The 26357-nt window shown below is 59.5% G+C and carries 24 protein-coding genes and 2 tRNA genes; 9 read left to right on the top strand and 17 right to left on the bottom strand.

Going from position 1 to position 26357, the window contains the following annotated elements; genetic code table 11:
- Positions 1 to 20: 20 nt before the first annotated feature.
- The 5 genes from ACN19L_RS03690 to ACN19L_RS03670 all read right to left on the bottom strand — a co-directional run bounded on the left by ACN19L_RS03690 (position 21) and on the right by ACN19L_RS03670 (position 6355).
- Positions 21 to 94, bottom strand: a tRNA-Asp gene (locus ACN19L_RS03690).
- A 195-nt stretch (positions 95 to 289) separates the two neighbouring features.
- A complete protein-coding gene (locus ACN19L_RS03685; RefSeq protein WP_426492196.1) occupies positions 290 to 1705 on the bottom strand; it encodes an alpha-amylase family glycosyl hydrolase in 1416 nt (471 codons plus the stop codon).
- 146 nt (positions 1706 to 1851) lie between these two features.
- Positions 1852 to 3960, bottom strand: a complete 2109-nt coding sequence (locus ACN19L_RS03680) for a glycoside hydrolase family 97 protein (RefSeq protein ID WP_426492195.1) — start codon at positions 3958 to 3960, stop codon at positions 1852 to 1854.
- A 310-nt stretch (positions 3961 to 4270) separates the two neighbouring features.
- Entirely contained in the window at positions 4271 to 5896 is a 1626-nt protein-coding gene (locus tag ACN19L_RS03675) for a DUF6377 domain-containing protein (RefSeq protein WP_426492194.1), read from the bottom strand.
- Positions 5897 to 6281: 385 nt separating this feature from the next.
- Positions 6282 to 6355: transfer RNA gene (locus ACN19L_RS03670), tRNA-Asp, on the bottom strand.
- A 255-nt stretch (positions 6356 to 6610) separates the two neighbouring features.
- Here ACN19L_RS03670 and ACN19L_RS03665 point away from each other — a divergent pair.
- The 5 genes from ACN19L_RS03665 (at position 6611) to ACN19L_RS03645 (ending at position 10698) form a co-directional block, all read left to right on the top strand.
- On the top strand, positions 6611 to 7564 hold the full coding sequence (locus ACN19L_RS03665) for an acetyl-CoA carboxylase carboxyltransferase subunit alpha (RefSeq protein WP_426492193.1): 954 nt from the start codon (positions 6611 to 6613) through the stop codon (positions 7562 to 7564).
- Positions 7565 to 7716: 152 nt separating this feature from the next.
- Positions 7717 to 8565, top strand: coding sequence for an MBL fold metallo-hydrolase (locus ACN19L_RS03660; protein WP_426492192.1), 849 nt, complete (start codon positions 7717 to 7719; stop codon positions 8563 to 8565).
- A gap of 61 nt (positions 8566 to 8626) precedes the next feature.
- Positions 8627 to 9442 (top strand): patatin-like phospholipase family protein, encoded by an 816-nt coding sequence (locus ACN19L_RS03655; protein WP_426492191.1) that lies wholly within the window; start codon positions 8627 to 8629, stop codon positions 9440 to 9442.
- Between the two features lie 82 nt (positions 9443 to 9524).
- Positions 9525 to 10094, top strand: coding sequence for a 1-acyl-sn-glycerol-3-phosphate acyltransferase (locus ACN19L_RS03650; RefSeq protein ID WP_426492190.1), 570 nt, complete (start codon positions 9525 to 9527; stop codon positions 10092 to 10094).
- A 55-nt stretch (positions 10095 to 10149) separates the two neighbouring features.
- Positions 10150 to 10698: a hypothetical protein gene (locus ACN19L_RS03645; RefSeq protein ID WP_426492189.1), complete on the top strand. Its 549-nt coding sequence runs from the start codon at positions 10150 to 10152 to the stop codon at positions 10696 to 10698.
- Positions 10699 to 10823: 125 nt separating this feature from the next.
- Here ACN19L_RS03645 and ACN19L_RS03640 read toward each other — a convergent pair whose 3' ends face one another.
- Positions 10824 to 11492, bottom strand: coding sequence for a DUF4159 domain-containing protein (locus ACN19L_RS03640; protein WP_426492188.1), 669 nt, complete (start codon positions 11490 to 11492; stop codon positions 10824 to 10826).
- A 135-nt stretch (positions 11493 to 11627) separates the two neighbouring features.
- Between ACN19L_RS03640 and ACN19L_RS03635 the strand changes: the two genes are divergently transcribed.
- Positions 11628 to 12326, top strand: coding sequence for a hypothetical protein (locus ACN19L_RS03635; RefSeq protein ID WP_426492187.1), 699 nt, complete (start codon positions 11628 to 11630; stop codon positions 12324 to 12326).
- Between the two features lie 19 nt (positions 12327 to 12345).
- Here ACN19L_RS03635 and ACN19L_RS03630 read toward each other — a convergent pair whose 3' ends face one another.
- Both ACN19L_RS03630 and ACN19L_RS03625 read right to left on the bottom strand, forming a co-directional pair.
- Complete coding sequence (locus ACN19L_RS03630) at positions 12346 to 13053, bottom strand: 16S rRNA (uracil(1498)-N(3))-methyltransferase (protein WP_426492186.1); 708 nt, start codon at positions 13051 to 13053, stop codon at positions 12346 to 12348.
- Positions 13054 to 13162: 109 nt separating this feature from the next.
- Positions 13163 to 13945, bottom strand: coding sequence for a S1/P1 nuclease (locus ACN19L_RS03625; protein ID WP_426492185.1), 783 nt, complete (start codon positions 13943 to 13945; stop codon positions 13163 to 13165).
- 81 nt (positions 13946 to 14026) lie between these two features.
- Between ACN19L_RS03625 and ACN19L_RS03620 the strand changes: the two genes are divergently transcribed.
- The gene (locus tag ACN19L_RS03620) at positions 14027 to 14404 is read left to right on the top strand and encodes a hypothetical protein (protein ID WP_426492184.1); all 378 of its coding nucleotides are present in this window, start codon (positions 14027 to 14029) and stop codon (positions 14402 to 14404) included.
- 85 nt (positions 14405 to 14489) lie between these two features.
- On the opposite strand, the gene pckA is transcribed toward ACN19L_RS03620, so the two are convergent.
- Complete coding sequence (gene pckA, locus ACN19L_RS03615) at positions 14490 to 16103, bottom strand: phosphoenolpyruvate carboxykinase (ATP) (protein ID WP_426492183.1); 1614 nt, start codon at positions 16101 to 16103, stop codon at positions 14490 to 14492.
- A gap of 266 nt (positions 16104 to 16369) precedes the next feature.
- On the opposite strand from pckA, the gene ACN19L_RS03610 reads away from it, so the two are divergent.
- A complete protein-coding gene (locus tag ACN19L_RS03610) occupies positions 16370 to 17803 on the top strand; it encodes a peptide MFS transporter (RefSeq protein ID WP_426492182.1) in 1434 nt (477 codons plus the stop codon).
- 145 nt (positions 17804 to 17948) lie between these two features.
- The gene (locus ACN19L_RS03605; protein ID WP_426492181.1) at positions 17949 to 18194 is read left to right on the top strand and encodes a hypothetical protein; all 246 of its coding nucleotides are present in this window, start codon (positions 17949 to 17951) and stop codon (positions 18192 to 18194) included.
- 81 nt (positions 18195 to 18275) lie between these two features.
- Here ACN19L_RS03605 and groL read toward each other — a convergent pair whose 3' ends face one another.
- The 8 genes from groL to miaB form a co-directional block, all read right to left on the bottom strand.
- Complete coding sequence (groL, locus tag ACN19L_RS03600) at positions 18276 to 19916, bottom strand: chaperonin GroEL (RefSeq protein ID WP_426492180.1); 1641 nt, start codon at positions 19914 to 19916, stop codon at positions 18276 to 18278.
- Between the two features lie 48 nt (positions 19917 to 19964).
- The gene (gene groES, locus ACN19L_RS03595) at positions 19965 to 20255 is read right to left on the bottom strand and encodes a co-chaperone GroES (protein ID WP_045687497.1); all 291 of its coding nucleotides are present in this window, start codon (positions 20253 to 20255) and stop codon (positions 19965 to 19967) included.
- 261 nt (positions 20256 to 20516) lie between these two features.
- Positions 20517 to 20921: a preprotein translocase subunit SecG gene (secG, locus tag ACN19L_RS03590; RefSeq protein WP_426492179.1), complete on the bottom strand. Its 405-nt coding sequence runs from the start codon at positions 20919 to 20921 to the stop codon at positions 20517 to 20519.
- Entirely contained in the window at positions 20922 to 22262 is a 1341-nt protein-coding gene (locus ACN19L_RS03585) for a hypothetical protein (protein WP_426492178.1), read from the bottom strand.
- Between the two features lie 147 nt (positions 22263 to 22409).
- Entirely contained in the window at positions 22410 to 22943 is a 534-nt protein-coding gene (locus ACN19L_RS03580; RefSeq protein WP_426492177.1) for an LptE family protein, read from the bottom strand.
- Positions 22924 to 24249, bottom strand: a complete 1326-nt coding sequence (locus ACN19L_RS03575) for a sigma-54 interaction domain-containing protein (protein ID WP_426492176.1) — start codon at positions 24247 to 24249, stop codon at positions 22924 to 22926. Before ACN19L_RS03575 ends, ACN19L_RS03580 begins: the two co-directional genes overlap by 20 nt.
- A gap of 52 nt (positions 24250 to 24301) precedes the next feature.
- Positions 24302 to 24676 carry a four helix bundle protein gene (locus ACN19L_RS03570; RefSeq protein WP_426492175.1) on the bottom strand — a complete coding sequence of 125 codons (375 nt, stop codon included), beginning with the start codon at positions 24674 to 24676 and terminating at the stop codon, positions 24302 to 24304.
- 64 nt (positions 24677 to 24740) lie between these two features.
- Positions 24741 to 26201 (bottom strand): tRNA (N6-isopentenyl adenosine(37)-C2)-methylthiotransferase MiaB, encoded by a 1461-nt coding sequence (gene miaB, locus ACN19L_RS03565; RefSeq protein WP_426492174.1) that lies wholly within the window; start codon positions 26199 to 26201, stop codon positions 24741 to 24743.
- Between the last annotated feature and the right edge of the window lie 156 nt (positions 26202 to 26357).

The following is a 26357-nucleotide window of genomic DNA, read 5'->3' as shown; positions in this document are numbered from 1 at the left end:
TCTGATACTGGGGCTTTTTGCGGTCCGGACGGGACTCGAACCCGCGACCTCCGCCGTGACAGGGCGGCATTCTAACCAACTGAACTACCGAACCGTTTCATCATAGGGTCAGACCGTGCGTCCTTCCGTTTTGATGATGCAAATATAGAAGGCCGATTTAGACGGTGCAAACAAAAAACTGCCTTAGTGGCCCATGACGGGCCTTTTTAGGAGTGTATTGCTCTGTTACTAAATCGAATAGGGCTCAAAAAAAATATCAAATATTTTTTTTGAGCCCTATGCTCTTGGCCTACTTTTTCAATACCAGATAGCCATACGCGGGCAACGTTACCTGAGTCCCCACCGTTACCGTGCCGCTCTGCAGGGCGTCGGTCCAGGTAGTATTGGCCAGGGCGGCGGGTACAGAGTAGGTTTGGGAACTGTTGCGCGTATTCACCAGTACAAAAGCCTGCTCAGAGCCAGCTGTTTTGGTGAAGGCGCACACGGCAGCGGTGCTATAGCCAACCGGCGAGCCTATCCGCAGGGCATTGCTTCCGGCCCGGGCGGCCAGCAGTTGCTTGTAAGCCCGTTTTACATCGGAGTTCACGCCCCAGCGTACTTTCACCCCGGTAAAGGGAAAGGGAATGCGCTGGCTCATGCCGGCCTCCTGCCCGTTATAAATCATGGGCACGCCCTTGTACAGCGTAGTAATAACAAAGGCCGACATGGCCCCGGCTTTCCCGCCGAACAGCTCCACCGGCGTGCCGTCGGAGCCGTTGACGTCGTGGTTGGTGATGTAGCGCACCACTTGCTGGCTGCCCGTGGCCCCGCTGTACTCCGTAGTGTTCAGCGCATCGAAGGCGGTGGCGGCGCTGCCGTTCTTGTACACCTGGTAGATGCCACCGTACCAGTTGAAGCCGAAGTTGTAGTCAAAGCCGGAGCTGAAGTTGGCGGCGCGGGTGCCCTCGGCCAGCAGCAGCAGCTTGTGGGTTTTGATGTTGCGCAGCGTGTCGGTGGCCTGCTTCCAGAAGTCGTTGGGCTGGAAGTCGGCGTAGTCGAAGCGGAAGCCGTCCACGTTGGCCGTGTACACCCACGATTTCAGGGCCGAAATCATTTCCAGGCGCATGGCCGCGTTGCTGAAATCCAGCTGGGCCACGTCGTTGTAGGTAGTGCCGTTGTTGGAAACGGGCTGAATGGCCCCGGCCGCGTTTTTCCGGTACCAGTCGGGGTGCTGGGTTATCCAGGGGTTGTCCCAGCTGGTGTGGTTGGCCACCCAGTCGAGCATTACGGCCATGCCCCGGGCGTGGGCCCCGTCCACGAGGGTGAGCAAGTCGGTGAGCGAGCCAAACTCAGCGTTTACGGCCCGGTAATCCTTCACGGCGTAGGGCGAGTTCACCGACTTGCTATCCGTGCCAATCGGGTAAATCGGCATCAGATACAGCACGTTCACACCCAAATCCCGGATGGAATCGAGGCGGGCCGTGACGCCGGCAAAATTGCCGCTCTGGCTGAAAGCGCGCATGTTCACCTGGTACATCACCGCATTCTGGCGGTCGGGTACGCCCGCAAACGGGGTGCCGTACTGCGTGGGTGTCGGGGTAGTAGGGGGAGCAGGCGGTGGCGTCGGCGTTGGGTCACCGGAGCCCGACGATTTGCAGGCCCCGAGCAGCCCGGCCGCCAACAGCAGGGGCAGGCTAGCGCGGTTGAGTTTGATAAACAGTGACATAGGACAAAGGGAAACGGTGGGAATGATATTAGTGGGAAACTTTCAGAACGTCATGCTGAGCTTGTCGAAGCATCTCTACCGCTTCGTTTAACGGCTCATACGAAGCGGTAGAGATGCTTCGACAAGCTCAGCATGACAAGTACTGCTTAGCGGCCAATTGGCCGGAGGCTGATGGCCGCGCCGCCGCCGGGGGCCAGCTGTAGCTTGAGCGTGGAGTTGCTGCTGACTTTCTGCCGCCGGATCTGGTAGGCCTCGGGGTTCCGGTCCCAGCTGGCTCCTTTGGCGTCGGCGTAGATGGTGGCCTCGTACTGCCGGCCGGGCGTCAGGAAATCGAGCCTGATGGTTTGCTGGCGCGGGTTTTCGTCGGTGATGCTGCCCACGAACCAGTCCTCGCGGCCCTTGGCCTTGCGGGCGGTGGTGATGTACTCGCCGGGCTCGGCGGCCAGAATGCGGGTATCGTCCCAGTCCACGGCCACGTCCTTAATGAACTGGAAGGCGTCGGGGTGCTGCTCGTAGGCTTCGGGCAGGTCGGCGGCCATCTGTACGGGGCTGTACATCGTCACGTACAGGGCCAGCTGCTTGGCCAGGGTGGTGTGCACCTGCCGGCCCTTGTTCTGGGCGGGGTTCCAGGCTTCCAGCTTGATGCGGAAAATGCCGGGCGTGTAGTCCATGGGGCCGCCCATGAGGCGGGTGAAGGGCAGAATAGTTTCGTGCTCGGGCGGGTTGCCGGTGCTCCAGGCGTTGAACTCGTTGCCCCGGGCCGCCTCCGAAGCCAGCCAGTTGGGGTAGGTGCGGTGCAGGCCGGTGGGCCGCACGGCCTCGTGCATGTCCACCATCAGCTCGTGCTGGCCCAGCAGGGCGGCAGTGTGGTTGTAGTGGTTCACCATCCACTGCCCATCATGATGCTCGCCGCGCGGGATGATGCGGCCCACGTAGCCGGTTTTCACGGCCGCGTAGTTATGCGCCTTCATGAAGCGGTAGGCGGCATCCTGGCGCCGCTCGTAGTTGGTGACCGAGCCCGAGGTTTCGTGGTGCATCATCAGCTGCACGCCCTTGGCGGCGGCGTACTGCTGCAGCTCCGGCACGTTGAAATCGGGGTAGGGCGTCACGAAGTCGAACACCTCTTCTTTCCAGTTGCCGGCCCAATCTTCCCAGCCCACGTTCCAGCCCTCCACCAGCACGCTTTGCAAACCGTTTTGGGCGGCAAAATCGATGTAGCGCTTCACGTTGGCGGTGTTGGCCCCGTGGCGGCCGTTGGGCCGGAGGCGGCTCCAGTCGGTGCCGGCCAGCTTGATATTGCTGGTGTCGGCGTAGTTCCAGCTGGCTTTGTTCACGTGCATTTCCCACCACACGCCCACGAATTTCTGGGGCTTGATCCAGCTGGTGGTGGGGAGCTGGGTGGGCTCGTTCAGGTTCAGAATCAGCTTGCTGGCCAACACCTCGGGGGCCTTGTCACTCACCACGATGGTACGCCAGGGCGTGTGCTCGGGGGCCTGCAGGTAGGCGGCTGCGCCGGTGGCGGCGGGCACCAGGTGGCTGCGCAGGCCGTAGGTGGCGGGGTTCACGTCCAGCATCATGGCCGGGTAGTTCACCAGCGCGGCCTCGTGGATGTTCACGTACAGCCCGTTGTCGGCCTTCAGCATCAGGGGCGTCTGCACGCGGTGGGGGGCGGCTTTCTGCTGAATGGCCTCGATGGGGGTGGTGTTCACCTCGCTCAGGCGGGAGGTGGTGTAGGCGTACTCGTTGGAGTCGTAGTCGCCCGGAATCCAGAAGGCTTTGTGGTTGGCGGGCAGGTTGAACTCGGTGAGCTCCTGCTGCACCGTGAAGTAGCTCAGGCCCGGCTGCCGGGGCACCTCGTAGCGGAAGCCCACGCCATCGGCAAACACCCGAAACACCACGTCGAGGCGGCGGCCGGGCTGCTGGGGCTGGCGCAGGTGCACTGTGAGCTGGCGGTAGTGGTTGCGGATGGTTTTCACCTCGCCCCACACCGGGTTCCAGGTTTCATCCACGTCCCTGGTTTCGGAGCCGGTAATTTCCAGCGGCCCCTCAAAGCCCGGCCCGTCGGCCAGCGCCAGGCCCAGCCGGGAGGTATTGATGACGGGTTTCGCGCCGAACTGCACGGCGTAGGTGGGCTGGCCGGCGGCGTTGCGGGCCACCTGCAGGCGCACGTTGTCGAGCTGCACGGTAAGCGGGGCGGTGGCCTGCGCCGCCGCCGAACCCGCCGGCAACAGCAGCAGCCAGAAATACTGACGCATGGGAATTTGAGTAGGGAAAAGGGGAGCGGAACGTGGCGGCCGGACCAGCCGTGTCGGCCCGGAACACTGCAAAGCAATCCATCCGTGCCCACCCGCGGAATTTATCAAGCCCGCGTCAAGAAAATATAATTAGGTATTGGGGTTAAGATGTTGATTTATAATTTATTGTATTGAAAATAGTTGATGAAAATATAGACGGAATATTGCATGAGTTGAAGCCGATTTCAGCAATTAAGAAGAGTATTGGATTGAGTTGCACGATGTAGAGACGCAAAATATTGCGTCTCTACATCGTGCAAACTACCCCAACCTACACCGCCTCAATGGCCATAATCCGGGCTTCAAATTCCTCGTTCGGGACTATCGAGCGGTTCTTCACCCGGGTTTTGTAGGTGTAGATGGTGTTGATGGAGTAGCCCAGCATCCGGCTGATTTGCTCGCTGTCCGGAATGCCCAGGCGGATGAGGGCGAAGATGCGCAGCTCGCTGCTCAGCAGCTGGTCGTCGGGGAGCTGGAACTGGTCTTCGGGCCGGAACAGGGCGTTGAACTGCGGGATGAACTGCGGGAACAGGCGCAAGAACACCGCGTCGAAGCCGCGCAGCAGCTCCTGCCGCTGCTGCCGGATGTTGAGGCCGCTCACCAGCTTCTGCACGGCCCCATACTGCTTGCCGGCCAGCTGGGTGTCGAGGGCCTGCTTGAGGGATTCGAGCCGGTCGAGCAGGCGGGAGTTGTTGTGAAAGTAGTAGCCGATGTACTCCTGCTTAATCTGGCTGGCCTCGTGCAGGCCCGTGTTCAGCCGGGCCAGTTCCTCGTTGCGCTCCTGCAGGGCGTGGTTAGTGGCCGAAATCAGCTCCCCGGCCCGCTGCAGCTTGCGCAACTGCCGCCAGATCACCACGATAAACGCCGCTACCACCACCGCCAGCAGCGTCACGGCCCCGGCGTACAGCCGCAACGAGCGGCGCTGCTGCTCAATGATGGTGATTTTCTGCCCCTCAATCACCGAGGAAATGTGGCTGATTTCGAGCTGCCGCTGCCGGGCCTTGTAGAACGTGGCCTGCGCCCGCGCCTCCTTGATGAAGGCGTAGGCGTTTTCCAGGTCGCCGCGCCGGTAGCAGTACTCCGAGAGCTGAAACAGCGCCACCGTTTCCTTGGTGGCCGATTTCACGTCGGCCGCCGCCGACTCCAGCAGCAGCGCAAACGCCCGGTCTTCCTGCCCCTGCAGGGTGTAGATGTAGGCCGTGGTGCTGGCACTCACCGCCAACTGGTGCAGCGTGAGCCCGGGCAGCTGCCGGATGCGCCGGTACAACGCCGCCCCCTGCGCCAGCTGCCCGGTTTTTACGGCCCGGAACTGCTGCACCGACAGCTGCTCGTAGGAGCCCGGCCGGCTGTAGCGCAGCGCCGAATCGGCGTAGGCCAGGGCCTGGGTGTGGTAGGCGGGGCGGTATACCTGGTCGTGGTTGAAGTCGCCCAGGTCGCTGTAGGCGCGGGCCTGCAGGAAGTAGAATTCCTGCCGGTCAGCCCGGCTCAGGTAGGCCGGCCGGATGCGGCCGAGCTCCTCGAAGGTTTCCTTGAACATGCCCGAGGAGAGCAGGATAAACGCCAGCTTCAGCCGGGCCAGCTCAGTTTTCTCGGGACTGCCCAGCTCCCGGGCCAGCCGGGTCAGCTGCTGGCTGTACACAAACGCCGAGTCGTACTGAAACGCTTTGTACTCCTCATAAATGCGCAGCCCCAGCCCAAAACGGGCCTCCGGATTGGCCGGCGAGGCCCGGAACGCCGCCGTGAGCACCGCAATGCGCTGCTGCCGCTGCTGGTCGTAGCGGGTTTTGTGGGCCAGGGCCGTTTGCAGGTCGCGCAGCAGGGGAGAAGGCGCCGCCGGTTCTGCCCGCCCTACCAGAGCCGAACTTATCAGAACGCAGACGAGCAGCAGAATTTTCACAAGGGTAAAGATGCGCCGCGCACCGCAGCAAGCCTACCGCCAACCAAATAAAAACCGCCGGCCGTGTAGAAACGCGTATTCACATTTCCTCACTGAACAATTGGCTCCGTGCCGCCAGCAGGCTGTAGAGACGCGACACTTCGCTTCTCCCCGTTGAAAGGCTGGAACCACTTAGGCCGCACAGCGGAATTGCGTTGAAAGCACTTGACAATCAACAGCACGTCATGCCGAGCGCAGCGAAGCATCTCGCGTGCTGACGCTCGGCTACTTTATAAACAGCTGCAACGTCAGCAACGACGAGACGCGAGATGTCGCGTCTCTACAGCGTTCCAACCGAGAGGTTGGAAAAGCAAAAGGCCCTTCAGCTTTTGCTGAAGGGCCTTTGCGGTCCGGACGGGACTCGAACCCGCGACCTCCGCCGTGACAGGGCGGCATTCTAACCAACTGAACTACCGAACCGTTTCATCATAGGGTCAGACCGTGCGTCCTTCCGTTTTGATGATGCAAAAGTAGAGGGCCGATTTGGACTGTGCAACACCAGGGCTAAAAAAAGATAGAAAAAAGAAGCCCGGTAGATTGTTTTAAGCTGGCAGTCAGGTAGAAAAATTTTTGCCAAAATCCTGCTGAGGCGGCTGGGGCGCAAATCCGGCCCGTCGCTTACCTTTGCTTTCTTGTCAACCCATCCACCTCGCACCTCACAAAGCGTATTCAGCCGTGGCCCAGCTCCTCGATTTTGAACAACCCATTGCCGCCCTCGAAGGCAAGCTCCGCGAAATGCAACAACTGGCCCTCGACAGCCAGGTAGATGTATCGGAAGCGGTAACCGCCCTCGAAGCCAAAATCAAGGCTCTTAAAAAGGAAACCTACCAAAACCTCACGCGCTGGCAGCGCGTGCAGCTCTCACGCCACCCCGACCGGCCCTACACCCTCGATTACATTGAGGGCATGAGCGAGAAGTTCATTGAGCTGCACGGCGACCGGACCGTGGCCGACGACAAGGCCATGGTGGGCGGGTTCGGCGAAATAGACGGCCGCTCGGTGATGTTCATCGGCCAGCAGAAGGGCCGCAACACCAAGCAGCGGCAGTTCCGCAACTTCGGCATGCCCAACCCCGAGGGCTACCGCAAGGCCCTGCGCCTGATGAAGCTGGCCGAGAAGTTCAACAAGCCCATTATCACCCTCATTGACACGCCCGGCGCATTTCCGGGTCTGGAAGCCGAGGAGCGGGGCCAGGGCGAGGCCATTGCCCGCAACCTCAAGGAAATGTTCCTGCTGAAGGTGCCCGTTATCTGCATCATCATCGGCGAGGGGGCCTCGGGCGGGGCTCTGGGCATTGCCATCGGCGACCGGGTGCTGATGCTGGAAAATACCTGGTACTCGGTGATTTCGCCCGAGTCGTGCAGCAGCATCCTGTGGCGCAGCTGGGACTATAAGGAGCAGGCCGCCGAGGCCCTCAAGCTCACGGCTACTGATATGCTCAAGGCCGGCCTCATCGACGGCATCGTGAAGGAGCCCCTGGGCGGTGCCCACTGCGAGTCGGCGGCCATGATTAAAACCCTGAAGAAAACCATCCTTAAAACGCTGGACGAGCTGGAAGCCCTGCCCCACGAGGAGCGCATCAGCCAGCGCATCGACAAGTTCTCGAACATGGGCGTGGTGCTGGAGTAACTGCCAAGCGGCTAAACAACTCCCTGTCATCCTGAGCGGGGGCGAAGAACCTTATCACAGCTAAACGAATCGTTGCAATGTGATGAGGTTCTTCGCCCCGCTCAGGATGACTTTTTTTTATTCCTTTGCCGTTTCAACCCCACCCATTCCCTATGACCGTTCACACCCTCGATACCGGCCTGTTCAAACTGGATGGCGGCGCCATGTTTGGCGTAGTGCCCAAAAGCCTGTGGCAGAAGCTGGTGCCCGCCGACGTGAATAATATGTGCACCTGGGCTCTGCGCTGCCTGTTAATTGAGGAGGGCAACCGCCTGACGCTGGTAGATACCGGCATTGGTAGCAAGCAGGACGCCAAATTCCGGAGCCACTTCTACCTGCACGGCAAGGATACGCTGGAAAACTCCCTGCGCACCCTGGGCTTCACCTCCGCCGATATTACGGACGTGTTTCTGACTCACCTGCACTTCGACCACGTGGGCGGGGCTGTGGAGCGCACCCCGGAGGATGCGCTCCGGCCGGCCTTTGTCAATGCCATCTACTGGAGCAACCAGGCGCATTGGGATTGGGCCATACATCCCAATCCGCGCGAGAAAGCCAGCTTTCTGAAGGAGAATATCTTACCAATTCAGGAAAGCGGGCAATTGCAGTTCCTGGAGCCGGGTGGGGCGGTGCCGGCGGCACTTTCTGTATTCCAGGAAATTATTCCGGTGAATGGCCACACGGAGAAGATGATGCTACCGGTGCTGCCATACAAAGGCCGCACCCTGGCCTTCGTAGCTGATTTGATACCTAGTGCCGCGCACGTGCCGCTGCCCTACGTAATGGGCTACGATATGCGCCCCCTGGTAACTATGGAGGAAAAAGCCGCCCTGTTGCGCCGGGCGGCCGCGGAAAATTGGGTACTGGTGCTGGAGCATGACGCTCAAACGGAGTGCATTACGGTGCAGGACACCGAAAAAGGCATCCGGGTAGCCGAGCGGTTCCGGCTAAGCGAACTGTAGGCAATGGAGGCTGGTTTTTGTCGTTGGTTTTTCGTCTCCCTACAGCTCCGCAAGCTCCATCATGCAGAACCAGCCCACAACAACCAGCAACCAACCGTCCGCCGCTAACCAATTGGGCCTGGCGCTTTCGGGCGGGGGAGCCCGGGGTATTGCTCACTTGGGAGTATTGGCGGCGCTGGATGAGCTGCAGTTGCCCGTGGCGCGGCTGGCCGGGGTATCATCGGGCGGGATTGTGGCGGTACTGTACGCGGCGGGGCTGCCTCCGCGGGAGGTACTGCGGCTATTGCAGAATCTCTCCATTCTCCGCATTACCCGCGTGGCCCTGAGCAGTGCCGGCCTGCTGCGCATGGATGCGGTAGGAACCCTGCTGGAGCAGTACCTGGGCGTGGGATGCACCTTTGAACAGTTGCGGCTGCCCCTTACGCTGGTGGCCACCGATTTACTGGCCGGGGAGTCGGTACGCTTTAATAGCGGGCCGCTGCTCCCGCCGCTGCTGGCCTCGGCAGCGGTTCCCATCCTGTACCAGCCGGTAGAGTACCAGGGGCGGCAGCTGGTAGATGGCGGCCTGCTCAACAACTTGCCCGTGGAGGCGTTGCTGGCAGCGGCCCCGCCCGGTTTGCGGGCAGTGGGTGTACACTGCAATCCGCCGAACGGAGAAGCTCAGGTGCCTAACATGCGGGCGCTGGTGGAGCGCACGTTCAACTTGGCTATCGGCAGCAATACGCTGCCCAGCAAGCAGCTCTGCGACTTCTTACTGGAGCCCCCCGCGTTGAGACCGTACCGAACCATGAGCTTCCGCCGCGCTCCGGAGTTGTTTGATATTGGCTACCGCTACACGCTGGCGCAGGCTCGGGCCTTGGAAAGTCTGCTGCGCTGAAGCAGGGGCTTACGGGGCAATTTTCTAGCTTTGGGATACGGTAGCCCTCCCTAACTTATCCGGCTGCTGCTTTTACCTGCTTATGGCGCGCAAGACTTCTACCTTCTGGTACTACATTTCGAAGGCCATTTTTGCTGTGGCTGGCTGGCGGCTCGGACCACGGGTGCCGGCCGATATCAAAAAGAGCATGATGATTGCCGCGCCCCACACCAGCAACTGGGACTTCATTTTTGCACGGGCTGCCTTTTTTCTGATGGACGTAGACGTAAAGCTGACCATCAAAAAGGAGTGGACCACCATTCCGGTACTGGGTGCGCTGGTGCGCAGCCTGGGCGGCTTGGCCGTGGACCGCAGCAAGAATAACAGCCTCGTGGATGGCATGGTGCAGCTGTTTAACGAGCGGGATGAACTGGTAATTCTCATCACCCCGGAAGGTACTCGCTCTTACCAGCCTAAGTGGCGCAAGGGCTTTTACCACGCGGCTCTGGGAGCGGGCGTCCCCATTCTGCTGGGCTACCTCGACTACGAGAAAAAGGAAGCCGGCGTCGGCCCCGCTTTCTGGCCCACCGGCGACTATGAGAAGGACCTGGAGGAAATTAAGGCGTTCTACCGCACCAAAAAGGGCCGTTTTCCGGAAAAAGGCGTACGTTGAGTTCCCGGCCCGGCTGGCTTAGGCTGATTTTCTTCACTTATTTCTGTGTTGCCCGATGGCGGAACTGAAAGCACTGCTCTGGATACTGCTTGGGCTGGGAGTATTCATCTGGCGGATGGTGCAGAAGGCGCGGGCCACCACCGCGCGGGAACAGCAGCAGCGCCCCCGCAACACGCGCACGGTGCCGCCGCTGCCGTCCGGCAGCTTCGAGGAGCTGCTAAAGCAGATGCAGGCCCAGAATCAGCCGAAATCAGGCAATACCGCCCCAGCTTCCGCACCGTCGGTTGCACCACCCGCCACTACCCCGGCAGGCCGGACCGTGCCCCGGGAAGCCGCCGTACCGGTTCGCAACCTGGAACGCGCCGCTGCTCCGGCCCGCTCCTTGGAGCAGCCGGCCACTTCCCGTTCTCTGGAAGTACCCCAGCGCGAAGCCCGTCGGGCGGCTACCTTACCCCGGGCCGCCGCTCAAGCCAACCCCGATGACTACTGGGCGCGGCCCGCGGCTTCTGCGCACGCCCGTCTGACCATCCAGGAGATGCTGAAAAACCCGGCCAGCGTGCGCACCGCCTTTGTGCTGGGCGAGATTCTGCAACGGCGGTTCTGAAGAGGGCGGCGCGAACAGCAAAGCTGGTGGTCACCATCCGGCACAGGATGGTGCGCAATGTGCTTCAGATCTGCGGCCACTCACCCCGCCTGATAGAAATTCAGAAGCCCAACCTTTCCGGGCGCTTATTCCTGCGTGAGGGCATACGTGACCAGATTAGCCCCCATTTTCAGCGCAGCTTCATGGGTGGCGGGAGTGTCTTCGGGGTAGGTGCCCAGGTCCTCCCAACCGTTGCCCAGGTCGCACTCGAAGCTGTAGAAGCACACCAGCCGGCCCTTGTACAGCAACCCGAAACCCTGGGGGCGCTTGCCGTCGTGCTCGTGCACCTTGGGCAAACCGCGCGGAAACTGGAATTTCTGGTGGTAGATAGGATGGGTGAAGGGCAACTCCACGAACTCCAGTTCGGGAAATACCTTCTTCATCTCGGGCCGGATGAATTTATCGAGGCCGTAGTTATCGTCAATGTGCAGGAAACCGCCCCCCGTGAGGTAGCGGCGCAGGTTGCGGGCCTCCGCGTCGGTGAACGTGACGTTGCCGTGGCCGGTCATGTGCACGAAGGGGTAGGTGAGCAACTCCGGCGAATCCAGCTCCACGGTAGCTTCCTCGGGGTCGATGTTGGTGCGCAGCGACTGGTTGCAGAAGCGGATGAGGTTGGGCAGACTGGTTTTGTTAGCGTACCAGTCGCCACCCCCACCATAGTGCAGCTTGGCCAGGCGGAAGCTGGGCGCCACGGGCGGGCCGGCGGCCAGCAACGGCAATACCAAGAGGAGTAGAAAAGCAAAGAGCCGATGCATGAGCAGGAAAATAAAGGGACAGGTAGGACCGCCACGCGCGGTGGTGTACGTCTCAACAGCACCAGAACGGTGGAAATTCGGGCGGCTGCTGGTATTTTAGTGAGGTTATCACGAATCTAAGTAATTCCATTTCTCATGGATGATAAGCTACCCCTTCTACTAAAATACTATACTCGTGAACAACGGACACTGGCCAAGCAGGTACGAGAGGCTTTGCAAGAGCGGGATTATCGCCTGGCCGCCCGCATCCAGAAGGGACAATATCGGGTAGCGCACCAGTTGCATCTGTTGAAATTACTCCAGAATAGGCACTTTGATGAGATAGAGCAGTTAGACCGATGGATTGCTTTTCTGCGGCGGGAAATAGCGGACAAACAGGAGTCTGCCGATTTTCATCAGGAAATGCTGCAAAACTATGAGCAGCAACGCCAGAAACTGCTGGCAGCTGCAGCCGCACCATCAACCAGTACTTCTGTAGTACGGGAGCTTATGGGACAATTGTTAGCCGGAGAGCTACATACCTTCACTCTGGTATTGAGTAAGTCCATGCGGCTGTCTATTACGATTCGGCGCGTGCGGCGAACTGTCATTTTTACTATTCCGGAGATAGTCCGGCACCGTCAGGAATTCAATATCCGCCCCCAGCACCTGCGGCAGCTGAAAAATTTGGGCTTTGCCTACTATGACCACAAAGACAAGCTATTGGCCTTCCAGCCATTGGCTACAACAGAGGATCTGGAACGCAGTATGCAGCTCTTAATGCAGATAACTTGCTTGGTGTTTGATTTTCAGGACCTGCATAACGACACGGAAGTGCGCTATTTTTCCTCTTGAGTGAAAGCTCTTTGATTCTCTATAGCTCCCGCACCACGTGCACTGTGTGCACAGCGGCCAAAGCGGCCGTTTCGGTGCGCAGGCGGGAGGCCCCCAGCGTTACGGGCCGAACGCCGCAGGCAAACGCCGCCTCAATTTCCTGCGGGGTGAAGTCGCCCTCGGGCCCGATCAGGATGCAGCAGCCGGTTGCCAGTCCTGCCACGCGGGCCAGCGGGGTCCGCTCACCATCTTCCAGGTGGGCAATAAACGTGGTTTCGGGCGTAACAGTGGGCAGGAAGCGGCCGAAATCGGTGAGCTCCGTGAGCTGCGGCAGCCAGGCCTGGCCCGACTGCTTGAGGGCGCTGACGGCAATTTTCTCCAGCCGCTCGAGCTTCAGCTCCCGCCGCTCCGAGCGGGCGCAGCGCAGAAACGTAATCTGATCTACGCCCACTTCAGTGGCTTTTTCCACCAGCCACTCCATGCGGTCGAGGTTCTTGGTGGGGGCCACGGCCAGATGCACGTGATAGGGGCGGCGCGCCATCTGCCGGGGCTGTACTATCCGCAGTTGGCAGCGCTTAGGGTTAGCCTCCGCCACTTCGGCCCCGAATACGCCACCCTGCCCGTTCACCAGCACCACAGCGTCGCCCTCAGTAAGGCGCAGTACGCGCACGGCGTGCTTGCTTTCGTCTTCGGGCAGCGTGTGGGTGGGGGCGGTGGTCAGGTCGGGGGCAAAGAAGGTGTGCGGCATGGGGCAAAGGTAGGGCGAATCGGACAGAGGCAAACGGCCAGCCCGCTCACAACAACGCCCCGCCAGCCAGGGCCAGAGGGGCGTTGCGGCGGTCAGCCAAACGGGCCGGCTACAGCACGTTGTTCAGCAGGCCAGCCAGGCGTACCCCGGCTTCCACAATGCGCTGCTTCATGAGCTCAGCGTGGGCCGGGTAGTATTTATAATCCACGTCGGTGCCGTTGGGCGTTTCCTGATACAGCTTCTCGCTGGCCGAATATGACTCCCACAGCCACTGCTCGGGCGTGCTTTTCTGGAAGGCGCGTACTTGGCTGTGGCGCAGCTTCCGGTCGTACTGGCAGGCCATTTCGGTGTAGCTCAGGCCCTGGTAGTCAATCAGGCCACTGTCCCAGAGGCTGTGCAGGTTGGTGTCTTTGCCGCGGTACTTCAGCTTGATGTCGTTGCCGCCTTTGTCCTCGGCGTGGCCCGTGTGCATGGGCTGGTGAATGTCGCCCACAATATGCACCACGTATTTCAGGGCCGCGGCGCGCTCGGCCTGGGGCTTGCTCTCGTCGCCGAGGATGCGCAGCTGGGTTTCCAGGGCCGAATAAGCGTTGGCGTTGGTCTGGGTTTTGACGGCCTGAATGTAGGCATCGTGGCCCAGGCCCGAGGGCGTATTCACGTAGTGCCAGGGGGCCGTATCCTTGAACTCCGGGTAGAAGCGGATTTCATCGGGCCAGGTGCTTACCAGCGTCAGGGTTTCGGTGCCCAGCAGCTTCTGCACTTCGCGGCGGGCGTGGCGGGAGAGGTGGTGTTCGGCAATTTTTCCGACGGCGCGGTGCCCCTCCACGCCCCAGGCCCACAGGCTCAGGGGTGACAGCAGGGCCAGCAGCAGCGGCAACAGGCGCTTACGCATACAACTAACAGGAAAAGGAATGAAGTGAGAAGACAAACTTACTAGTTTTACCGCCTTTCCCCAGTAATCAGCTTCGTTATCATGTACCGAGAGAAATACGCGCACAAACGCGCCATCCAGCTATTCGCCGCCGGCCGCGGCCCCGAAGTACTGCCGATGCTACTGGAAGAAGGTGCCGCCCCCGACCAAGCCGAGCACCTGGCCCTGAAATACCAGAAAATGCAGCAGCTGCTGGCCACTGAGGATGCCCGCAAAAAGCGCAAGGGCGCGCAAACGCTCATTACCATCGGGCTGGTGTTTCTGGCCGGTGGCGCGTTCCTCTCGCTTCTGAGCTGGCTATACCTGGGCGGCAGTTACGTAGTATATGTGGGCATCATGCTGTTCGGCGGCGGATTGCTGCTCAAAGGCATCCTGGAACAACAGGCGGCCACTCAACTCACCCAAACGCCCGCTGAGTAAAACCGCGCCCTGAGAAAACACAAAAGCCCCGCCAGCTGCAACTAGCGGGGCTTTTACATGCCCGAAAGCAGGAGGCGCGGGGGCGTTATACGCCGGCGGCCACCGCTACTTTAGGCGCGCCAGCCAGGATGTCCTCGTTGGCATAGTCGGCGTACCGCTGGAAGTTGTGCACGAACTTCTCGGCCAGGTCGGCGGCCGTGCGGTCGTAGGCGTCTTTATCGGCCCAGGTATTGCGCGGGTCCAGGATTTCGGTGGGCACGCCGGGTACCGAGGCAGGCACTTCCACGCCAAACACCAGGTGCTTGTGGAACTCCACGTTGTCCAGCTCGCCGTTGAGGGCAGCCGTAATCATGGCGCGGGTGTAGCCCAGCTTCATGCGCGAGCCCACGCCGTAGGAACCGCCCGTCCAGCCGGTGTTCACCAGCCACACGTTCACGTCGTTTCCCTCCATTTTCTGGCCCAGCATCTCGGCGTACTTGGTGGGGTGCAGAGGCAGGAACACCTGACCGAAACAGGCCGAGAAGGTCGTTTGGGGCTCCGTTACGCCCATTTCGGTGCCGGCTACCTTGGCCGTGTAGCCACTCATGAAGTGGTACATGGCGTGGCTCTTGTCCAGCTTGCTGATGGGAGGCAGCACCCCAAACGCGTCGGCTGTCAGGAAGAAGATGTTTTTGGGCGCTCCGGCTACCGACGGCTCAATGGCATTCGGAATGTAGTGGATGGGGTAGGCTGTGCGGGTGTTTTCCGTCACGCTCTTGTTGGCGTAGTCCACGGTGTGGGTGCCGGGCTTGAAGCGGGTGTTCTCCACGATGGAGCCAAACTTGATGGCGTTCCAGATTTCGGGCTCCTTCTCCTGGCTCAGGTCAATCACCTTGGCGTAGCAGCCACCCTCAAAGTTAAAGATGCCCGCGTCGGGCGTCCAGCCGTGCTCGTCGTCGCCGATGAGGCCGCGGTTGGGGTCGGCGGAGAGGGTGGTTTTGCCCGTGCCCGAGAGGCCGAAGAAGATGGCCGTGTCGCCGTCTTTACCCACGTTAGCCGAGCAGTGCATGCTGAGCGTGTTGTGCTGGTGGGGCAGCAGGTAGTTCAGCACCCCGAAGATGCCCTTTTTCATCTCGCCGGCGTAGCCCGTGCCGCCAATCAGAATCATCTTCTTCGAGAAGTTCAGAATGGCAAAGTTTTTCTGGCGGGTACCATCCACGGCCGGGTCGGCCTCGAAGCCGGGGGCGCAGATGATGCTGAAATCGGGCGTCCAGCTGGTGTCAGCTCCTTCGGCGGGGCGCAGGAACATATTGTAGCAGAACAGGTTGTGCCAGGCCAGCTCGTTTACCACGCGCAGCTTCAGTTCGTAGTCGGGGTTGGCCCCGGCGTAGGCGTCGCGCACGTACACTTCCTTGTCTTCCAGATATTTCACCATCTTCTGGTGCAGCTGGTCGAACTTGTCGGCGTCGAACGGAATGTTGATGTCACCCCACCATACCGATTCCTCGGTGCTGACATCTTTCACCACAAACCGGTCCTTGGGGGAGCGGCCGGTAAACTGGCCGGTATCCGCCATCAGGGCACCAGTGTCGGTGAGGGTGCCTTCGCCCCGGCGCAGGGCGTGTTCTACCAGCTCGGCGGGGGTGAGGTTGAGGTGCACCTGGGCGGTGTGGGAGATGCCCAGGGGTGCGAGGCGAGCGTTGGCGGCGGAATCCATCATAAAAAAGGGCCGAAAACGGGTTGGGGGATTTGGGTGGGAAATGGGGGAATTCGAGAACAAAAATAGACAAAAACCCGAGCCCTGTACGGTGAAACCCGAAAAAAGAGCGAATTTTCGCTTAGGTTTTTTTCTTGCTTACAAATGTTCGTCAGTAGCCGCTAGAACGGAGTCTGCCACCTTCGGTTGGGTTGCGAAACTTTTGTAGCTTTACCAACCTGCCCTGCAGTTGCAGCTGCGGGGGTTTCTTCACTTCACTTTTCCTTTTCATGCAAACGACCACTGCCGTTCAGGAGCAGCCCACCATGCGGCAAAGCCATCCGCCAGGCCTCTACCTACTCTTCTTCACCGAAATGTGGGAGCGGTTCAGCTACTACGGGATGCGCGGCCTGCTGATGCTGTACTTATCCAAAACGGCTATTGAAGGCGGTCTGGGAATCTCCGAGGCTAGCGCCTCGCTGATCTACGGCTATTTTACGGGTTTTGTGTACCTGACGCCCATTCTGGGCGGCTGGCTGGCCGATAAATTTATCGGCCAGCGTCGGGCCATTCTCATCGGTGGTATTACCATGGCCCTAGGACAGCTTTCCTTATTTATGCAACCGGAAATATCCACTGTGCCGGCTTTATTCGGGCTGCCCTGGCCCACGGCCTTAGGGCTGCTGCTGCTGATTGTGGGTAACGGCTTTTTCAAGCCCAATATTTCCACCATCGTGGGTAAGCTTTACAAGCAGGGTGATCCGCTGCGGGATTCGGCTTTCACGATTTTTTACATGGGCATCAACGCCGGTGCCTTTTTGGCTCCCTTGGTGTGTGGCTACCTGGCCGAAAACCTGTTTGCCACCCGCGCCGTGGTTGATGGAGTGGAGAAAGTGACGAGCTATGGCTTCCGCTACGGTTTTCTGGCGGCGGGTATTGGGATGATGCTTGGGCAGTTGGTGTTTAACCTGCTGGGAAAAAAATACCTCGGCGACGTGGGCATGTACCCGGAAGGCCAGAACAGCGACGGTACGTCCTCAGTAGCAGCCAAGGCACCCCTGACCAAGGAGGAAACCGACCGGATGGCGGTTATTTTCATTGTAACCCTGTTCGTGGTTTTCTTCTGGGCGGGCTTTGAGCAGGCGGGCTCCTCCCTCACGCTCTACACCGATAAATACATTAACCGTGAGGTATTCGGGTTTCTGATTCCCACTTCCTGGTTCCAGTCGGTAAATCCGGGCTTCATTGTATTGCTGGGCGCGCCGGTGGCTGCCATCTGGATGAGCCTGAGCCGCAAGGGCAAAGACCTGTCTATTCCCGTAAAAATGGGTTTGGGCATGGTGCTGCTGGGCGTAGGCTTCCTGTTCATGGTAGGGGCCGTAATGCAGCGCGGCGGCGACGTGGCCGACCAAACGGTAAAGGCCAGCATTCTGTGGCTGCTAGCTACTTATTTCTTCCATACCATTGGGGAGCTATGCCTGTCTCCGATTGGACTGAGCATGGTGTCGCGCCTGTCGCCCCCCACGCTCACCTCTATGCTGATGGGGGTATGGTTCCTGGCGCCTTTCGTAGCTCAGATTGCGGGTGGCTACATTGCCTCGTACGTGGAGGAACTCGGGGCGCTGAAGGTATTCGGCCTTATTGCTGGTTTCGTAATTCTGGCGGGCCTGATTCTGATTGCCATTGCTAAAAAGCTGTTCGCCATGATGCACGGCCGCGGCTAAACCACGGATTTAGACGGATTCCTTCATTCAATCTGCATTTAGAAAGCCCCGCCGGACCAACGTCCAGTGGGGCTTTCTTTGTGGAATATGTCTGCAGCGCGTAGGTTGCCTTCTGGTACCTTTACTTTGTTATAAAACGCTTGATATGTCGGATAGAATGCACACGTGGTTGGTGGTAGCTGTGAGCCTGTTGCTGCTGTACGTCGGCCTCGGAATTGTGAGTGTGCAGGTAAGTATGAAGTACGAAACGCACCACGACCCGTGCTTTTCAGTAGTAACGGGCCGTAACCTCTGCGCCGACTACCAGTTCGCTAAATGGGCAACTGGTGGTATCGGAGTTCTGCTGCTTGCGCTTATCGGCTTCAGCAACCAGTTCATCCGCAAAAAATAGCTCGCCATCTGCTCAACTAAAGCAAAAAAGCCCCGCCGGATCGAAATCCAGCGGGGCTTTTCTGTGAGCTAACGGCTGCTATTACATCATGCCGCCCATGCCGCCCATGCCGGGGGCACCGCCAGCGTGCGAGTGGCCTTTGTCTTCCTCGGGCTCATCCGAAATCACGCACTCAGTGGTCAGGAGCAGGCCGGCAATTGAAGCGGCATTTTCCAGGGCCAGGCGCGTTACCTTGGTGGGGTCGAGGATTCCGGCCGCCATCAGGTTTTCGTACTTGTCCTCGCGGGCGTTATAGCCGTAGTCGGCTTTGCCTTCGCGCACTTTCTGTACTACTACCGAACCTTCGCCACCGGCGTTGGCCACGATGGTGCGCAGGGGAGCCTCAATGGCCGTACGGATGATCTGCACACCGGTTTTCTCGTCGGCGTTCAGGGTATCAACGGCTTCCAGAGCATCTATGGCGCGCACCAGGGCAACACCGCCACCGGGTACTACACCTTCTTCCACGGCGGCGCGGGTAGCGTGCAGGGCATCGTCCACACGGTCTTTCTTCTCCTTCATTTCTACTTCGGTAGAAGCACCGATGTAGAGGATAGCGACACCACCCGACAGCTTGGCCAGACGCTCCTGCAGTTTCTCCTTATCGTAATCTGAAGTCGTGGTGCCAATCTGGCCTTTGATTTCGTTTACGCGGGCGGTAATGGTTTCTTTCTCGCCTTTACCGTTCACGATGGTGGTGTTATCCTTGTCGATAATCACCTTCTCGGCAGTGCCCAAGTACTCCAGGGTAGCCGAATCCAGCTTGTAGCCACGCTCTTCGCTGATAACGGTACCGCCGGTCAGCACGGCAATGTCTTCCAGCATGGCCTTGCGACGGTCGCCGAAGCCGGGGGCTTTCACGGCGGCAATCTTCAGCGAGCCACGCAGTTTGTTTACTACCAGGGTAGCCAGGGCTTCGCCGTCCACGTCTTCGGAGATGATAACCAGCGGTTTGCCGGTTTGTACCACCTGCTCCAGCACGGGCAGCAGCTCCTTCATGGTGCTCACCTTCTTGTCGTAGATGAGGATGAAGGGGTTGTCGAACTCCGCCTCCATTTTCTCGGGGTTGGTCACGAAGTAGGGCGACAGGTAGCCGCGGTCAAACTGCATGCCTTCCACCGTTTTTACTTCGGTTTCGGTGCCACGGGCTTCTTCCACGGTAATCACGCCTTCTTTGCCCACTTTGTCCATGGCGTCGGCAATCATTTTGCCGATTTCCATGTCGTTGTTGGCCGAAATAGCGCCTACCTGAGCAATTTCCGACGAGTTTTCAATCTTCTTCGACTGCGACTTGAGGTTGGCAACTACGGCTTGTACCGCCTTATCGATGCCGCGCTTCAGGTCCATAGGGTTGGCACCGGCGGCTACGTTTTTGGAGCCGGCCGTGTAGATGGCCTGGGCCAGTACGGTGGCAGTGGTGGTACCATCACCGGCCTGGTCGGCGGTTTTGCTGGCTACTTCTTTCACCAGCTGCGCGCCCATGTTTTCAACCGGATCCGACAGCTCAATTTCTTTAGCAACCGATACCCCGTCCTTAGTGATAGTGGGGGCACCAAATTTCTTGTCGATAACCACGTTGCGGCCTTTGGGGCCCAGGGTTACTTTCACGGCGTTTGCCAGTTTATCAACGCCGCGCTTGAGTTTGTCGCGGCCTTCGGTATCGAATTGGATGTTCTTAGCCATCGTGGGTTCGGGTGTTTGGAATCAGAGAGGAATGGAAAAAAGGAAACCTTACAGTACGGCAAAAATGTCCGACTCCTTCATGATGAGGTAGTCCTGGCCGTCCACGGTAATTTCGGTACCGGCGTATTTGCCGTACAGCACCTGGTCACCTGCTTTCACCTGGGGCTTGATGGTCGTGCCATTGTCGGCCACTTTGCCTTCACCTACGGCTACTACTTCGCCACGCTGGGGCTTTTCTTTCGCCGTGTCGGGGATGATGATGCCCGATTTGGTTTTTTCCTCGGCGGCGGCAGGCGCGATAATTACGCGGTCAGCCAGCGGTTTGATGCTAAGCGACATATTGTACGTTTTGGTTGAAAGGTTTACGTAAAACGAGTGGTGCCTGGGGTGCTACACTTCCTGTGCCAGCCCCGCAAAACCTGACAGAATGGACGCTAAAAGCCAACTTCCTGTCAGCCCTGGCAGAAAATCCGGCAGACAGGCTCGCCGCACTACGGCTTTCCGGCGCAACAGGTTGGGCCGATGAGTTGAGCCTGCCCCAAACAAAAACCGGTGGCTCCCGAAGGAACCACCGGTTTTGTAGAGAAAAAGCAAATGCACCTACTGCGCTGGCTGCGAAGCAGGCGTTGTAGCCGGGGCCGGGGCGGGAGCCGTAGCCGGAGCCGCACCAGGAGCCGTGGCTCCGGGCATAGCGGGTGCCGGAGTAGCCGGGGCAGGAGCCGGGCGCGACTCCTGGGCTTTCCGCTGATTGATGCTGCGGGCGGGGCCGGCCGTGGGAGCACCCCCAATTACGTGGGTGCCCAGGCTCAGGACCATCAGCCCAATGGCGAAGCCCCAGGTGAGCTTCTCCAATAGGTCACCGGTGCGTTTTACGCCCATGAGCTGAGCTGCACCACCAGCGCCAAACTGGCTGGAAATTCCGCCCCCCTTGGGGTTCTGGGCCAGCACCACTACGGCCAGCAGAAAGCAAACAAGAAGAATCAGGGCAATAAGAGCGTAGTACATCTACTCCGAAGGTTGTTGCAGTTGTTGTATTTGGTCGGCAAAATACGCCTTTTTTTCGGGCTGGCGCTCCATCAGGCGCTCATATATTTCGATGGCCTTATCCTTCTTACCCTGCCGCACCATGATTTTGGCCAGACTTTCGGAGGCTATGGCCGGGGCCGCACTGGTGCTGCGCACTGATAAGTCGGGTTGTTCCTCGGCCGGTAGGGGCAGACCTGCCGGCGTTTTGATGCGCGGCTGGGTTTTGAGGAAGCGGTTAATCAGATCCAGCGACGACGCAACCGGCTTGGGCTTGTGCGCTTTCAGGTGGGCTAGTAGCAACGCATCCGGCTCAAAGAAAGCATCCAGGGGCAAATCCAGCGTGTAGGCATCGTGGGCCTGCAAGTCGTAGCCCAGCCGGCTGCCGGCCCCGAGGGCATACCCCAGGTCGGCATCGGCGCGGAACGGGGCGGTTACTACCGGAGCCGGTGCCGTAGCCAGAAAGCTGAGCGTTGGTAGTTCATCGTCTTCCTCATCCTCCAGGCCCGGCAGCTGATAGCCAACCGGCTCGGCAAGGGCGGGCTGACTAAGGCCAAACTCAAACCGGGAAATACCGCCGTCGGCCGGGGGGCGAATGGGCGGGGCCACGGCGGGCAGTACATCGTTATCTTCCGCTGCGGCCGCAGAAACCACTGTTTCGGTGATGGAAGGTTCAGCTGGAGCAGCTAAGGCTACCTCGTCCAGCTGTTGCTCCGCTGCGGGGGCAGATGCCTCCGGGAGGCTTGATTCGGCGACTGCCTCTTCAGAGGTAATAACTGAGTCTGGGTGCGGTATTTCAAATAGCTCTGCATCCGATGCTTCCGTCGGCAGTGTTTCGGGGGGCAGAGACTCGACTACTTCGGTAGTAGGCTCAACGTCTGGTACTTCAGTCAGAGTAGCAGACTCCGCAGCTTCCTGCGGCAAAAGAGCTGGGGTAGAGGCCGCCTCTGCCGGGAGCGAATCTGGCGTTGCAGCTAGTTCCTGTACAGGCGTAGCCTCTGGAAGAGCATCCGGCTCTGCTACTGCAACTGGCTCAACAACGGCCGATTCCGCTCGTGGAGTCTCGGGCGTGGCAGCGGGTTGAGGTGCTGCGGGCTGCTCCAGCAACTGGCGCAGCAACTCCCGGTCGGCGGCATACGTGGCAGCCCGGCGCAGGCGCTGGCTGGCCAGCATGCTACCCCGGTCGTGGGCCGCTTTGGCCAGCAACACGTGGGCCGTCTGGCAGTACGGAAACGCGGCGGCTAGTTGTTCCAACTCCCGGACTTCGGTATCCGAAATGCCGTCTACGTGGTCCAGAATATGCAAAAGCGACGCGCGGGTCATTCAATAATACACTAGAAGCGGCCTGCCGTGGCGGAAATGGCCAGTGGGCTGCACGGAAAGAAAAGTGGAGGACGTTAGGAGGGCTGCCCGCAGGACGTGGGCGGCACCAAGGGGCCAATTTAGGAATTTAGCCCGGTATAGTGGGAGCTACCAGTTGGCTACCGACTTATTAAACGCATCAGTAATGAGGTTGCGGAACAGCTCCCGCAGGGCCGTGGGGTCGTTGTTGATGCTGGTAATATCCTGGCTGGCGGGGAAGGGCCGGGTGGTTTGCAGGGTTTGCTCAAAGTCCTGTTTGGGGTCCTTAGTGTTGGTAAATTTCACCCGCACCTGAATGGTAAGCTGGTTGGCACCAGCCTGGTCCTGGCCATTGGTACTCTGGATGGCGGCCGGCGCAAAGTCATAGGCAATGATCTGGCCTTCAAACTGTAAGTCGCCGTCGCGCGGTACCAGCTTCAGCGAGGTATTACGCTGGAAATAGTCCTTGAAATCTTCCGTAAACCGCGGCGACAGGAACGAGGGCCCGTTGTTGGCGTTGTTGGCGAAGGTGGCAATGGATATCGTCTTGACCGTGGGGTCAATATTGGTGCCGCTAAACGAATAGATTCCGCAGCCGCTGAACAGCGGCAGCAGTAGCAGCAGACACAGCCCAAAAGCCCAGTTACGCTTGTTCCAGATCATATTGCTTGAGTTTCCGATAGAGGGTGCGTTCTGAGATGCCCAAATCATGCGCAGCATACTTACGCTTGTTATTGTGCTTCTTCAACGCTTTAATAATCATTTCCTTTTCCTTGGCCTCCAAACTCAGCGTTTCCTCCTCGGTTTCGTGCGAAATATCCTCCACGCGCTGCCCGTCTTCGTCCTCGTAGTCGGTGGCGTCTTCCACGGCCAGCTCGCGCGGGTTCAGGATAAATTCGGAAGGGCCTACCTCGGGGCGCAGGGGCCGGGCGGCCGGGCCCTCGTAGGGCGAAACCTGCACGTTGGTGAACAGGTGGCTGTTCTGGCGCAGCAGCTCCTGGGCGTCCTGGGCCGAGCGGGGCCCGCCGGCCATGTCCAGCACCAGCTTTTTGAGGTCCGTCATGTCGCGGCGCATGTCGAACAATACTTTGTACAGCAGGTCGCGCTCCGAGTAGGCGTTACCGGCTCCGTCGGTGGCGCTGCCGGCAGCGTGCACCAGCATGGGCAGCTGCGAAGATTGTTCCTGGGGCAGGTACCGGCGCAGGCCGCGGGCGTCAATTTCCCGGTCGGTTTCCAGCACCGACATCTGCTCAGCCACGTTCTTGAGCTGGCGGATGTTGCCGGGGAAGCGGAAACGCTGCAGCTCCTGCACCGCATCGGGGGTGAGGCTGATGGGTTTTACCCGGTAACGATCAGCAAAATCCGTGGCGAACTTTCTGAACAGTAAGTAGATATCGTCGCCTCGTTCACGCAGTGGTGGAACTGTAATGGGTACCGTGTTAAGGCGGTAGTACAGGTCTTCGCGGAAGCGACCTTCGCGCACGGCATCCAGCAGATTCACGTTCGTAGCGGCCACCACGCGCACGTCGGTCTTCTGCACTTTGGAGGAGCCCACGCGGATAAACTCGCCGTTTTCGAGCACGCGCAGCAGGCGGGCCTGGGTGCCCAAGGGCATTTCCCCGATTTCGTCCAGGAAGATGGTGCCGCCGTTGGTTACTTCAAAGTAGCCCTTGCGGGCCTCCTGCGCCCCGGTAAACGAGCCTTTCTCGTGCCCAAACAGCTCCGAGTCGATGGTGCCTTCCGGAATGGCCCCGCAGTTGATGGCAATGAACTGCCCGTGCTTGCGCGGCGACAGGGCGTGGATGATCTTGGAAAACGACTCTTTACCGGAGCCACTTTCGCCGGTAATCAGCACCGTCATATCGGTAGGCGCCACCTGGGCCGCCACCTGAATGGCGTAGTTCAGCGCCGGCGCGTTGCCGATAATGCCGAAGCGTTGCTTGATTGATTGTATTTCGGAAGGTGTCAAGTCGGGTTGGTGGTTTTTGGTTTTTGGTTTTTGGCAAGGATTACCGAAAACCTCAGCCTAATGAGCGGTAATAGCGAATGAAGCCTTGGACTAACTGAATACTGCTGATTATTTTTTGTTGAATATGCTCTAGTTGCTCCTGTGTGATAAATGCAAGATCAAAAGCCAAGTAGCATTGCGTTTCCAGCTCGTAAAGGGAACCACGCGCTATTACAAGGAAATGGATAGTGTCTTTGGGATGCTGACGACCACTGCCTTCGCTGATGTTAGACGGAACCGAAACGGCTGCCCGCCTCATCTGATTGGTTAACCCGTATTTCTCTAGTTCCGGGAATGTCTGGGTGAGGACGTAGATTTCCTTTACCAATTCCCGACTATGTAGCCAAACGCGCAAATCCTTATAATTCTGCTGCGGAGGCTTTTCCATGAAAATTGGAGTAGCTAGGTCAAGAACGGGAGCAAAAAACCAAAAACCACCAACTAAAAACTAACTACACAATTTCCCCAATCAGGGCCGCGCCGGTGGTGCTGGTAGCCAGTACGTCCACGTAGTCGCCTTTCTGGGCGGTGCCTTTGGGGAAGATGACCACCTGGTTCTGGCTGTTGCGGCCGCTCAGGTGCTCCTGGCTTCGCTTCGAGGGGCCTTCCACCAGCACGCGGTGCACGCGGCCCACCATGCGGGCGTAGCGGGCCCGGGCGTGCAGCTGCTGCCGGTCGATAATTTCCTGCAGGCGGCGCTTTTTCACCTCCAGCGAAATATCATCCTCCAGCTTGCGGGCGGCCAACGTGCCGGGGCGCTCTGAATAGAAGAAGTTATAGCCCATGTCGTACTGGGCGAAATCGAGCAGGGAGAGACTGTCCTGATGCTCCTCCTCGGTTTCGGAGCAGAAGCCGGCAATCATGTCGGTGCTGATGGCGCAGTCGTCGCCGAGGATGCGGCGGATGGCCTGCACGCGCTCCTCGTACCAGGGCCGGTCATAGGTGCGGTTCATCAGCTTGAGCACCCGCGAGTTGCCGCTCTGGGCCGGCAGGTGAATGTATTTGCAGATGTTCTCGTACCGGGCCATGGTGTGCAGCACCTCGTCGGTGATGTCCTTGGGGTGGGAGGTGGAGAAGCGCACCCGCAGCTCGGGGCTCACCAGTGCCACGCGTTCCAGCAGCTGGGCAAAGTTCACCTGCTCGGTACCGTCCTCGGAGGCCCACTTGTAGCTGTCCACGTTCTGGCCCAGCAGGGTCACTTCCTTATAGCCGGCCGCTACCAGGTCGCGGGCTTCCTGCACAATGCTGTGGGCGTCGCGGCTCCGCTCCCGGCCCCGGGTGAAGGGGACCACGCAGAAGGAGCACATGTTGTCGCAGCCGCGCATGATGCTGATGAAGGCCGTAATGCCGTTCGAGTTCAGGCGCACCGGCGTAATGTCGGCGTAGGTTTCCTCGCGGCTCAGCAGCACGTTCACCGCCTTCTGGCCGCCATCCACCTGCTGAATCAGCTGGGGCAGGTCGCGGTAGGCGTCGGGGCCCACTACCAGGTCCACCAGCTTTTCTTCTTCCAGAAACTTGCTTTTCAGACGCTCGGCCATGCAGCCCAGCACCCCCACCAGCAGGCCGGGGTTGCGCTTTTTGTGGCCGTTGATCTGCTTAAGGCGCATGCGCACGGTTTGCTCGGCCTTCTCGCGGATGGAGCAGGTGTTGAGCAGCACCAGGTCGGCGGAATCGAGCTGGTCGGTGGTGTCGAAGCCCTCGTTGAAGAGGATGCTCGACACGATTTCCGAGTCGGAGAAGTTCATCTGGCAGCCGTAGCTCTCAATGTAGAGCTTGCGGCTTTTGCCTGTGCGGGTGCTGGGGTTCACGCGTACTTCGCCCGAGGGTTCGTGGGCGTGGGTGGCGGCCTCCGTGGTGGGCGTGGGCAGGGTGGGCGTATCGAGGAAATCGAGGGTAATCAGTGGTTGGGACATGGCAAAGGGCCTGCAACAGGCAGCGGCATCACAATTCAGAGAACGGCAAAGGTAGCCTTTTTCGGGTGAAAATGACAGAATGGCAGGAGGTGGTTGGGTGGTTAGGTGGTTGGGATAAGGTCCGTCATTGCGAGGAGGCACGACGAAGCAATCCTT

This window comes from Hymenobacter sp. 102, from assembly GCF_049949205.1.
Taxonomy (GTDB): Bacteria; Bacteroidota; Bacteroidia; order Cytophagales; family Hymenobacteraceae; genus Hymenobacter.
This window is presented reverse-complemented; position numbering and strand designations above follow the sequence as displayed.